This window comes from Parabacteroides chongii (assembly GCF_029581355.1).
Lineage (GTDB): Bacteria > Bacteroidota > Bacteroidia > Bacteroidales > Tannerellaceae > Parabacteroides > Parabacteroides chongii.
This window is the reverse complement of record NZ_CP120849.1, coordinates 4045011-4057170: the sequence shown is the minus strand read 5'-3', so window position 1 is coordinate 4057170 and position 12160 is coordinate 4045011. Positions and strand designations below refer to the sequence as shown.

The following is a 12160-nucleotide window of genomic DNA, read 5'->3' as shown; positions in this document are numbered from 1 at the left end:
AAATCCAAATAGTTCACTAAACACAATAATTATGCGTTACAAAACTGTATTATCCGCTGTCGCCCTTGCCGCTTTGGCTACGACCACTCCGGTCCTGGCAGATGGTGTCGCTAAACAAAACATCGATAAAGGCTGGACCTTTAAGCAGGTCCGCGGTAATAACTGGTATCCGGCAACCGTTCCGGGTGTCGTTCAAACCGACCTGATGGATAACAAGATCATTGAAGATCCGTTTTTTCGTCTGAACGAACGGAACATCCAATGGATAGATAAAGAAGACTGGGAATACAAAACAACATTGAATGTATCCCCGGATATCTTCAATAAGGACAACATCGAGCTGGATTTCAAAGGTCTGGACACGTATGCCGATGTCTACCTGAACGACTCGTGTATTCTCAAAGCCGACAATATGTTCCGCGAATGGACGGTAAACGTAAAGAATCTGCTGAAAAAGGATGATAACGAACTTCGTGTCTATTTCCATTCGCCCATCAAAGTAGACCTGCCTAAGTTCGAAGCCTTAAAGTTTCCCGTCGAAGCAGGCAACGACCAATCGGAGAACGGGGGTATCTTCGACAAAAAGGTAAGTATCTTTGCCCGGAAAGCCGGTTATCATTATGGTTGGGACTGGGGTCCACGTATCGTCACCAGCGGTATCTGGCGCCCTGTTTATCTGGTCGGATGGAACGATGCGCGCATCGACAATATTTTCTATGACCAGACCAACGTAACCGCCAAACGTGCCGATATTAAAACCCGCGTACAGGTCATTGCGGACAAAGACGGAGAAGTAACGCTTAACATCAAAGCAGACGGTATCAAAAACAACTGGACGAAAAAGGCACAGGTGAAAAAAGGTACCAACGTGATCGAGACGGAGCTGACCGTCAACAATCCGAAACTCTGGTGGTCGAACGGTCTGGGTGAAGCGCATTTGTATCCGTTCACCGCCACGATCAGCATGGACGACAAGATTGCCGACAGCCACACAACAAACATCGGTATCCGCAGTATCCGCGTCATCAATAAGCCGGACAAAGACGGTCATACGTTTTACTTCGAACTGAATGGTGTGCCGGTATTCATGAAAGGTGCCAACTATATCCCGCAGGATAACTTCCTGCCGCGTGTTACTGCCGAACAGTATAAAACGACTGTCATGGATGCGGTCAATGCCAATATGAACATGCTCCGTGTATGGGGAGGCGGTATCTATGAAGAAGACCTCTTCTACGATCTTTGCGACAGGCACGGTATTCTGGTTTGGCAGGATTTCATGTTTGCCTGCAGTGTTTATCCGCTGACACCGGAGCTGGAAGAGAATATCCGCCAGGAAGCGATCGATAACGTGATCCGCCTGCGCAACCATCCAAGTCTGGCTATCTGGTGCGGAAATAACGAAATCCACACAGCCTGGTTCAACTGGGGTTGGATGAAAAAGTTCGATCAATATGGCGTAACGGAGCAGTTGCGTAACGATACCAAAAAGTTATTCAACGGTATTCTGGCAGATGTCGTAAAAGAATATGACCCAACTATTTTCTATTGGCCGTCCTCTCCCTACGGAGGTGATCCGGATGCTAAATGCGAAAGTGGCAAACCAAACTGGAACCCGAACGGTGACGCTCATTACTGGGGTGTATGGCAAGGTATCGATTCTGTTGCCCACTTCAACAAGGTGAAAGCCCGTTTCTTCTCTGAATATGGCTTCCAGTCCTTCCCGGAATATCAATCCGTACTGAAATATGCTCCGGAAGAACGTGATCATGATATTTATTCAGATGTCATGATGGCGCACCAGCGTGGCGGACAGATAGCGAACTCACGTATCGAAAATATCACTTTGGAAGAGTATCGTAAACCGAAAGACTTCCCCAGCACGCTTTATATGAGTATCCTGCTCCAGGGAGATGCCATGAAAACAGCCATGGAAGCTCACCGTCGCATGATGCCTTATAATATGGGTTCTCTGTTCTGGCAGCATAACGACTGCTGGCCCGTCGCTTCCTGGTCGAGCCGTGATTATTACGGACGTTGGAAAGCACAGCATTATTTTACGAAGAAAGCCTTCCGCGACATTCTCGTTTCACCGATAGCAGAAGATGGGACATTGAATGTATGGGTTATATCCGACCGTTTGAAAGCCGTGAAAGGGAAATTGGATATACGCGTTATGGACCTGAAGGGCACTGTTTTATTTTCAAAGAACAGCAATGTCACATTGCCTGCCAATACGAGCAAGATTCAATTCTCTGCTCCGGTGGAAAGTTTGCTGGCTGGTAAGAACCTGAATGAGGTTGTGGTTAATGCTCGCTTCATCGAAAATGGCAAAGAAAGCGAGGTGATTTCCAACAATTACTTCTTTACCCGCTACAAAGACATCGACTTCCCGAAAGCGGATATACAGATGACTTCCGTTCCTGCCGCCGACGGTTTCGACGTAACAGTTCAAAGTGACGTTTTTGCCCGTGCCGTATTCCTGAGTATAGACGGTATCGACAATTTCTTCTCTGACAACTATTTCGACTTATTACCTAATGAACCGGTAACAATCCACGTCACAACCAAACTGGATAAAGCTTCATTCGATAAACAGTTGAAGAGCCAAAGTATAGTAGATGCTTATAATTAAAACAAAGAAGGGTCCTGATCATCTGACTAGGGCCCTTCCTTTTTTAATTTAAAGAATAGTTACACTAACACGCTTTCCCAAACCTCGGAATATTTTGTATAATGTCGGTAACCGCACATCACATTTCCCATTTTCAATCCGTGAGATATAACTTTTCTTCGTTCCGATCCTCTCTGCCAGTTGCTGTTGGGTAAGACCTGCTTTCAAGCGTTCTTCTTTCAGACGTTCGGCCAAAATAAAAGCGTCGGATTCTTCCTCAAACTGATCACGCTCGGGAGTACCGACAGGACCGTATTTTACGTTCAATAATTCATCAAAAGTATCACACTGCATTATTTGTTGCTGTTTCTCTTTGCTCAAATATTCTTCTTTCATAACTTATTTTCCTTTCTTCTCCTTAAAATACTCATTCATAATTTTCTGGGCTTTCTTTATTTGTCGATGCGGTATTTTCTGAGTTTTCTTCTGAAAACCATTAAACAACACCACAACCTGCCCCTCATCTAGGCAACAGAAAATCCGATAAATATTACTTTCACTTTCTATACGAATTTCATATAGACCTTTCACTTCTACTATATGCTTAAAGTATTTTGCAGGAATCATATCCTCAGTCAAAATTACTTTCATCACATAATCGACTTTTTTCTCCACATCTACTGATAACGCATTATAAAACTCGTTGAAATAATGCCTATACAAAAGAATCTCTCGTCTCTTTTTCATAGCTAAGATATTATTAATACTAGTTGCAAAGTTAACTAATTAATCAACTTTGTCAACAAATTTGCCTATCATTATCACCCTCCTTGATTAAATATTATTAATAAGGCTTACACCGCTCCTACCGGGAAAAATACTACCTTTGCCAACTGCATTATCCGAGAAGGAATAACGTTAGTTTCATGGTAAAAAGAATTCGATTAATATTACTGTTGGTTCTGTTACAAACAGTGACCGGTATTTCCATTTTATGTGCACAGAGCATCACCTCTGCCTCCGGTATTGTAAAGGATTCAATCACCGGAGAACCTCTGGGGTTTGTTTCCGTCTATTTCGAGGGTTCCACCATAGGTGCAATGACCGATGACAACGGAGCTTTCACTTTACAGAACGACAAAGGATACAACAAGTTAGCTATTGCATCATTGGGATACGATACAAAAACATTAGATCTCAAAACAGGACAGAAGAACGACGGTCTGATGATTGCTCTCCGTCCCACCGCATTTGAAATATCCGAAGTCGTAGTAAAACCCAAAAAAGAAAAATACACCCGTAAAGACAATCCGGCAGTCGAACTGATCAAGAAAGTAATCGAACATAAGAACGATAACCGTATCGAGTCGAAAGACGAATACCAAACGGAAGTTTACGAAAAGCTATCCCTCTCTTTGGACGATTTCAACCCGAACTTTGAGAAAAACAAGTTCATGAAGAAATTCAAATTCATCAAGAACTATTTGGATACGTCTGAATTTAACGGCAAGCCTATCCTAACCCTTTCCGTTCGTGAAACAATTGCAGACAGGTATTACCGGAAACAGCCGAAGACCGAAAAAACGATTGTCAAAGGTAAACGCATGCAGGGTGTCGACCAGACATTAGACGATGGCGGCGGCATCACTTCCAACCTGGAAGAGATATTTCAAGGAATCAATATTTTCGATAATAATATCAATATCCTGCTAAACCGTTTTGTCAGCCCGTTATCCTCTACCCTTGCTACCAGCTATTACAAATACTACATTATGGATACGCTGGATATCGGAGGCGATCGATGCGTCGATCTGGCTTTCGTTCCGGTCAACAGCCAAAGCTATGGTTTCACCGGAAGATTATACATAACACTGGACGGCAATTATGCACTGAAGAAATTTCTGCTTAACACGCCGGTCAATATCAACCTCAACTGGGTCGACAAACTCCGTATCGAACAGGAATTCGAACGGATGCCGGACAGCACCTGGGTAGTAAAGAATGAGAACACCTATGTCAACTTCTACCTGGTAAAAGGAGCACAGCAACTCTATGCGCACCAGCTCCGCAATTACGATAAATACAATTTCAATATAGAACAAGCAAAGGCTGATTCGGTTTTTAATCTGTTAGGCTCGCTTCATACATTACCTATAGCGATCGAACAAACAGATACATTCTGGATCAATAACCGCCATGTACCGCTGAAAGAAAAAGAAAATGCCCTGGACGATCTGTTGGCACAACTCCGGAAAGTTCCGGCATTCAACGTAATCATCAAAACAGCGGAAATCCTTATATCCGGTTATATCCCGACAGCCGGAGACAAGAAATCAACCAAATTCGACTTCGGTCCGATGAATACCACCATCAGCGGTAACAGTCTGGAAGGTGTCCGCCTGCGTGTCGGCGGTATGACAACGGCAAATCTGAGTCCTTACTGGTTTGCCAGCGGCTATCTTGCTTATGGGACGAACGACCGTAAATTAAAATATAACGTAAAGCTGACCCACAGTTTTAACAAGAAACTCTACCATGAAGGAGAAAGTCCGGTCAACAACCTCTCTTTCATCCAGGAATATGACGTATATACTCCCGGACAGGATTTCCTATTCACCAGTAAGGATAATATCTTCGTTGCCTGGAAAGTCGGTGAACCTGTGACAAAAATGCAGTACATCCGCAAATCCATGCTCCAATACGAAAAGGAATGGCTGAATGGCCTCACCTGGAGATCATGGGTGTACAACCAGAACAACCAGGCAGCCGGAACACTTAAATATATCCAGCAGGAAGCAGACGGCACATTGATCCACAAAAAAGACATCACCACGTCTGAAATCGGTACACAATTCCGCTTTGCCCCGGGTGAACGTTCCTACGACGGACGTTCGGGAAAAGAATCGGTATTCAACCTGTCGAAAGACGCCCCCATCTTTAAACTGTCGCACCAGTTGGGTATTAAAGGCGTTTTGGGAGGAGAATATAACTATAATCATACGGAGATCAGTGCCGAAAAGCGTATTTGGTTATCCTCATTCGGTCACATCGATACACAGTTGAAAGCTGGAAAAGTATGGAACAAAGTTCCTTTCCCGTTACTGATACTGCCAAATACGAACCAGTCTATCACGATCCAGCCGGAAGCATTCCACATGATGAACGCACTGGAGTTCGTGACCGACCAGTATGTATCATTCAATGCAACCTATTATATGAAAGGCTGGATACTGAACCGTATCCCGGGTGTCAAATGGCTACGTCTACGTGAAGTAATCTCTTTCAACGGTATTTATGGCGGACTGACAGACAAGAATAACCCGACAATGACTCCCGGATTGTTTGTCCTGCCTGACGGCACACGTCCTTTAGGCAAAACTCCATATATGGAAGCCAGTGTCGGTCTGGAAAATATTTTCAAGATTCTTCGTATAGACTATTATCGCCGGTTAACTTACCTGGACGAACCTAATATTAAGAAAGGAGGGGTGCGTATTGCGTTACGATTCTCCTTCTAACTCCCCTTTGAATCATGCACCGAATGCATGGGCTTTGATACCCTTGCTGGTATTCCTGTTCACTTATCTGGTTGTTTCCATACTGGCAGGAGATTTCTACAAAATGCCGATTACAGTTGCCTTCGTCATCTCTTCGGTAGTGGCGATTGCCATGTCCAAAGGGGGAAAACTATCCAATCGCATCGAACAATTCTGTCGCGGAGCGGCCAACAGCAACATTATGCTCATGGTCCTTATCTTCATATTGGCCGGAGCCTTTGCCCAGACAGCCAAGGCAATGGGAGCCGTAGATGCAACAGTGAACCTGGCAATGTCCATACTGCCCGGAAACCTGCTGGCTGCCGGTATCTTCCTGGCCGCTTGTTTTATATCCATCTCTGTCGGAACCTCTGTGGGAACAATCGTAGCCCTGGCACCGGTAGCCGTCGGGATTGCCGCAAAGACAGGGATGCCTGATGCTTTGATGTTGGGAGTTGTCGTGAGCGGTGCCATGTTCGGCGATAATTTGTCTTTCATCTCCGACACGACTATTGTGGCTACCCGTACACAGGGATGCAACATGAACGATAAATTCAAAGTGAATATCCGTATCGCCCTCCCCATCGCGATCCTGACAGGTATTATATATGTAATAGTAGGAAGCGGCATAGACAGTAGTTATACTGCAGGAACAATCGAATGGGTAAAAGTGGTCCCTTATCTGGTCGTTCTAGTTGCAGCCATTTGTGGAGTAAATGTTATGCTGGTATTATTCATCGGTATACTGCTATCGGGTGTTGTCGGACTGCTGACCGGCAGCTTCGATATATGGGGCTGGACGGCATCGATGGGTCTCGGTATAACCAATATGGGAGAACTGATCATTGTGACCCTATTGGCTGGTGGCATGCTGGAAATGATTCGTTACAATGGCGGCATCGACTGGATCATCCTCAAACTGACTTCACATATCCGCTCTTCGAAAGGTGCAGAATTAAGCATTGCCGCATTGGTCAGCTTTGCCAATCTGTGTACGGCAAACAATACGATCGCCCTGATCATGGCCGGACCGATAGCTAAAGACATAGCAGACCGTTTCAAAGTCGATCCGCGTCGTAGCGCAAGTATCCTGGATATCTTCTCTTGCTTCATACAGGGAATTATCCCCTACGGAGCACAATTACTGATGGCTTCCGGACTGGGCAACGTCTCCCCCATCGAGGTTATGCAATACTTGTATTATCCGTACTTATTAGGATTCGGAGCACTATTGGCGATACTCTTAGGATATCCAAGAAAATACAGTAACCTGAAAAAATAAACCTAGCTAGAACTATCACACTGGGATATCTCATTTTATTTTTGAGTATAAAATGCTAAAATCTTAGAGTTATTTAAACCATTTTCATATATTTGCAATCGTTTTGGTGATAGAATCGTTTTCAACGATTCTATAAAAGGGAATCCGGTTAAAATCCGGAACAGTACCCGCTACTGTGAAACTCATAAAAAGGAAAGTTCCTCATACCACTGTCTTTTCAAGATGGGAAGGTTGCTTTCTGAGTTAGTCAGGAAACCTGCCAAATTAGTGATAACCAATTTCTCCCGGGGTTTGGAGAAGTTATTGAAAAAGAATATTTTATATTCAATACACTTAATTCATTAATTATTCATGAAACAATCTTTATTGTTCCTGCTCACTGTGTGCGGGATTATTTTGTCGGGCACGAATGAACTTGCAGCCCAGAAGAAAATAGCGGAAGAGGATACAACTTTTGTACTTAGTGATGTACACATCATTTCCAAAAAAATCAATAAAAGTTCCATCCTCCCTATTCCTGTTCCTGTCAAATTTGTTCCTTTAAACACTTTAAAAGTCAATGCCGACTTTCTGGAAGCACGAGAAATCACCGATATTGTCAATGCTACGCGCTTCATGCCTTCTGTAAAGACACAAACGTTATACGGAGGTTTCCAGGTCGTTCATATCCGTGGTTTCTCTCACCAGTTGATGACCATAGACGGTGTCCCCGACCAACGTTCATTCATCACCTCCATGCCGATACATGACTTATCGAATATCGAAAGTATGGAGTTACTGAGAGGTCCGGCTTCTGTTTTATTCGGTCAGTCTGTTGTAGGCGGGGTTCTGAATGTCACACGCAAACAACCGACAAGAGATACGCATGTCAAAGCAAAAGTCGGCGTAGGGTCATTCAACGAGAAAAATGCTTACTTTGGCATGTCCGGCAAGCTGGTTGGACCGCTCACCTACTATGCATCAGTGAACTACTCCAACTCGGACGGATGGCGTGACAACGGGGTCGAACGCTTCTCCGCCTATTTTACAACCGAAGCACAACTGACAGAAAAAGATAATCTTCAATTGACCTACAATTTCTCGAAAGATAAATATGACACCGATGCAGGACTGCCCAAACTCATGGCAAATGACATATACGACCTGTCCGGTAAATTGTACCTGAATAAATTTGAAAGCCTGCCGGGACTGGACAGGTCTGCCCGCTATAATAACGAATCCGACTTTCTGAAAAACAGGTCGCAGGATATCACTTTACGATACGAACACATATTTAATGACAACATAAAACTACGTGATGTGGCCTCTTTCCGATATGACAATATCGACTATTTCTGCACGGAAGGTCTTTCTTATCTGGAAAGTAACGATCCTATCTATAATCATTATTACATGAAAAACGATAAAAAGGTCTACATTAATTTAGATACCGTCACCAACTCAGGACCATTGCGTTTCAATCATGTGACCTACGGTTATTCCAATCAATTGGATCTGCTGGGCAAATTCGAAATCGGTTCGATAAAAAACAATTATAATATAGGCTATTCTTATAATTACCTGCATCGCCCTTCTTACGGTTGGACCAGAGACAAGGATATTTATGGTCCCGGATACAAATCCCTAATCCCTGTCCACAATCCCTATTCCGGAGGTTTTATCGGAGCCAACCTGTCTAAAGTGTCAATCTCAGACAGAAAAAGCCACGGTATTTATCTATCCGATATCGCCGACATACTTGAGAACTTCAAGGTTATGTTATCAGGCCGCTATGATATTTATCGGTATCGTTCGGTCTCCTCTATTCCGCTTATTGAAGGAACAATGGATTGGGAATCTGTCCCGGATGATAAATACTCATCCATTCGCAACAATGCATTTTCCTATCGTGTAGGTGCCGTTTATCTTCCTATACCGGATTTGTCCCTTTATGCATCTGTCGGCTCGTTCTTTAAACCGAACAATACGATTTATACCGACAACACGGTCTATCTAAATAAAAACGGAGATCGGTATAATCCTAAAGACGGTGGTGAAGTATTCGTTCCGGAAGACGGATATCAGGTAGAAGCCGGCTTCAAATACGACTTCAAAGGTTTTGCTGCCAACGCTTCCTATTTTTATATCCGGAAAAACAATATCGTAACCAGCCTGGGAACCATAGAAGAGGATAATGCAACCAAAACAGTAAAAGGTCAGGTCGGAAAGATGAGTTCCCAGGGTTTCGAAGTCGACCTGTCTTACACGTTCCGGTCATTGCTTCTGAAAGCCGGCTATTCCTATACAGATGCTCATATAGGAAAAATTGCATCCAACGACTATCTGGAAACGAACAGCGACAGAGGAAATCAATATACATACGTCCCTAAAAACCAATTCTTCTTCACAGCCGACTATACATTCATAAAAGGATTTCTCAAAGGACTGGGAGGCTCTTTCTCTCTGAACTATCAGGATAAAGTCTATGCAAATATCACGGACAACCTGACTTTCGACAGTTATTGGATGACAGATTTATCTCTGCATTACAAACTGCTCAATAACATCACCATACTGGGTACCATCAATAATCTATTTGATGCACATTACACAGCATCAGCTTTGGGAACTCAGTTCATGCCTGGTGCAGAACGTAATTACCGACTTTCATTAACTTATTCTTTCTAAACTACAGAATGAAAAAAGTATATTCAATCATTTATAAATTGCATAAGATACTGAGTATTCCACTCAGTATCTTATTCATATTATGGTATGTGTCCGGGCTGGTCATGTTATATCATCCTTTTCCGCGGCTGAATGATACGATACGCCCCGTCAAAGAAGTCGACTATGCCGTAACTGATTCTCTGTGGCAGCAAGTACCCGCGACATTCAGGAGTTGCCAGTTCATTTTTTCAGGGAATCATCAATTAATAAAAGTGGACGGGGAAGTTCTAGGAGCCTATCACCCGACCAAAGATGATATCCTCTCGATAGCCGATGATTACAACATCATAGTTCATCATATCGATACACTCGCAGATATCGACAGATGGATTCCATTTAATCGATTAATGAGTCACCTCCCTATTTACCGACTGGTCAGTAACGAAGAAGATTATCTGTATATTTCCTCACAAACGGGCGAAATACTCCAGTATAATACTAAAAAAGCACGGTTGTGGGCATATGTCGGAGCAATTCCCCACTATGTCTATTACAAACCGTTAAGAAGGGATTCCGAGTTATGGAAAGATGTAGTAATCCTGCTGTCAGGTATAGCGACCATCTCGGTCATCCTGGGACTTATTATATCCATCCGCTTCCTGATCAAAAGAAAAAGATTGAAACTTTTTCGAAAAGCAACCTGGCAAACCCATTACCTGTTCGGGCTTATATCCGGTATTTTCATGTTCGCTTTTATTTTCAGCGGAATGATGTCGCTAGCCAAAGTTCCGGAAATATTGATCGAGAGACATCCTTATAAAGCACCTCTTCTTGAAAAAAGCCATTATGACATACAGGCTTTGCCGTCTCATTTCAAAAGATGTGATTTGGCAGACGACATAAAACCGATATTTCGAAGTTATATCACAGAAAAAATGGAAATATCTCCGGCTACACTAACCAACGGGGTATCCATCACCTCCAATGAAGTGGAAGAAATAATTAATAGCAGATTACAAGAGGACGTCTTATCGACTGAAACAGTGGTTAATGACTGGTTTTATTATCAGAATGGAGAAAAAGGATTCAAAACAGAAACTACTCACCATTCCGTTTACTGGAACGAGAAAGGTTATTTTAAAGTAATGGATAGGAATTCAAAAGCCAGATATATTTGTTATCAGGTACTGCATACATTCAAAATACCTTTCTTAAATACAAAAGAGCCACTGCGACTGACAGCGATGTGGATACTATTATTATCCGGATTAGTGATTGTCATATCAGGAACTATTTTATCCTACCGGATTGTCAGGAAATAAACGCAAAAAAGGCTATCCATCACGGACAGCCAATCTTCATTGTTAACCTTAAATCTAATACCATGAAAAACACAGTGCAAATATAGAGGTTTTATGTTATGCAGCATAACATTTGGTTTGTTTTTCTCATTTGATTAATATAGTTTAACAAAAAACATGCTGCAAAACATTGTTTTTGCAGCATGTTTGTCCTTCATATAGTATGAGGTCCCGGGTCAAGGCCGCCAGGACAGAGCTGACGATCTGATTGACTCATATCTGATAATATCTTCTATCAGGTATTCGCTCTTTTTTCATTTACAACAAATATCCGTCCTTTTCTTATTATTTATATATTTGTTTTCTAAAAACCAATCGTTCGATAGCCGTCCTCTATTCATTCGACAGTTATCGAACGAATGGATGACAGCCGTTGAACAAGTAGAGAACAGCTATCGAACGATTAGTTTTTAGTGAGAAAAGAATTTGTTACTTTAAAATAACACCATATAATCTATGAGCGCACAGTATGACCTGTATGAAACACCTTCACCTAAAGGAAAAGAGACAAGAAATCACCGCACGCCCGCATTTATCCTAAAAATGTGGCTAAAGCCGAAAAAGAGAAACATCTTGTAAACCGTCAGTTAAAACTGACGACAAATGAACCTGTTATGGTGAAGTCCTATAATGGTGAAGCCTGATATAAACGCAAAAAAGGCCATCTTCACAGACAGCCAATCTTCATTGTTAACCTTAAATCTAATACCATGAAAAA

General features: G+C 42.7%; 7 protein-coding genes and 1 riboswitch. Of the genes, 5 read left to right on the top strand and 2 right to left on the bottom strand.

From position 1 onward, the window contains the following. Nucleotides 1-31: 31 nt before the first annotated feature. Nucleotides 32-2635, top strand: a complete 2604-nt coding sequence (locus tag P3L47_RS15135) for a beta-mannosidase (protein ID WP_277781336.1) — start codon at nt 32-34, stop codon at nt 2633-2635. 48 nt (nt 2636-2683) lie between these two features. On the opposite strand, the gene P3L47_RS15130 is transcribed toward P3L47_RS15135, so the two are convergent. Further along, nucleotides 2684-3010 (bottom strand): helix-turn-helix domain-containing protein, encoded by a 327-nt coding sequence (locus P3L47_RS15130; protein ID WP_122362987.1) that lies wholly within the window; start codon nt 3008-3010, stop codon nt 2684-2686. A 3-nt stretch (nt 3011-3013) separates the two neighbouring features. Further along, nucleotides 3014-3361 carry a type II toxin-antitoxin system RelE/ParE family toxin gene (locus tag P3L47_RS15125; protein ID WP_122362988.1) on the bottom strand — a complete coding sequence of 116 codons (348 nt, stop codon included), beginning with the start codon at nt 3359-3361 and terminating at the stop codon, nt 3014-3016. Between the two features lie 179 nt (nt 3362-3540). On the opposite strand from P3L47_RS15125, the gene P3L47_RS15120 reads away from it, so the two are divergent. The 4 genes from P3L47_RS15120 to P3L47_RS15105 all read left to right on the top strand — a co-directional run bounded on the left by P3L47_RS15120 (nt 3541) and on the right by P3L47_RS15105 (nt 11403). Further along, nucleotides 3541-6132, top strand: a complete 2592-nt coding sequence (locus tag P3L47_RS15120; protein ID WP_122362989.1) for a DUF5686 and carboxypeptidase-like regulatory domain-containing protein — start codon at nt 3541-3543, stop codon at nt 6130-6132. Continuing rightward, nucleotides 6110-7432: a Na+/H+ antiporter NhaC family protein gene (locus P3L47_RS15115; protein ID WP_277781335.1), complete on the top strand. Its 1323-nt coding sequence runs from the start codon at nt 6110-6112 to the stop codon at nt 7430-7432. Before P3L47_RS15120 ends, P3L47_RS15115 begins: the two co-directional genes overlap by 23 nt. 87 nt (nt 7433-7519) lie before the next feature. Then, a riboswitch (cobalamin riboswitch) is annotated at nt 7520-7710 on the top strand. 73 nt (nt 7711-7783) lie between these two features. Further along, nucleotides 7784-10099 carry a TonB-dependent receptor gene (locus P3L47_RS15110; RefSeq protein WP_277781334.1) on the top strand — a complete coding sequence of 772 codons (2316 nt, stop codon included), beginning with the start codon at nt 7784-7786 and terminating at the stop codon, nt 10097-10099. A gap of 8 nt (nt 10100-10107) precedes the next feature. After that, nucleotides 10108-11403, top strand: a complete 1296-nt coding sequence (locus P3L47_RS15105) for a PepSY domain-containing protein (RefSeq protein ID WP_277781333.1) — start codon at nt 10108-10110, stop codon at nt 11401-11403. Nucleotides 11404-12160 lie beyond the last annotated feature (757 nt).

Bases quoted from the DNA above. Each gene is read 5' to 3' on its own strand.
- P3L47_RS15135 (WP_277781336.1), top strand. From the start codon at position 32: ATGCGTTACAAAACTGTATTATCCGCTGTCGCCCTTGCCGCTTTGGCT.
- P3L47_RS15130 (WP_122362987.1), bottom strand. From the start codon at position 3,010: ATGAAAGAAGAATATTTGAGCAAAGAGAAACAGCAACAAATAATGCAG.
- P3L47_RS15125 (WP_122362988.1), bottom strand. From the start codon at position 3,361: ATGAAAAAGAGACGAGAGATTCTTTTGTATAGGCATTATTTCAACGAG.
- P3L47_RS15120 (WP_122362989.1), top strand. From the start codon at position 3,541: ATGGTAAAAAGAATTCGATTAATATTACTGTTGGTTCTGTTACAAACA.
- P3L47_RS15110 (WP_277781334.1), top strand. From the start codon at position 7,784: ATGAAACAATCTTTATTGTTCCTGCTCACTGTGTGCGGGATTATTTTG.
- P3L47_RS15105 (WP_277781333.1), top strand. From the start codon at position 10,108: ATGAAAAAAGTATATTCAATCATTTATAAATTGCATAAGATACTGAGT.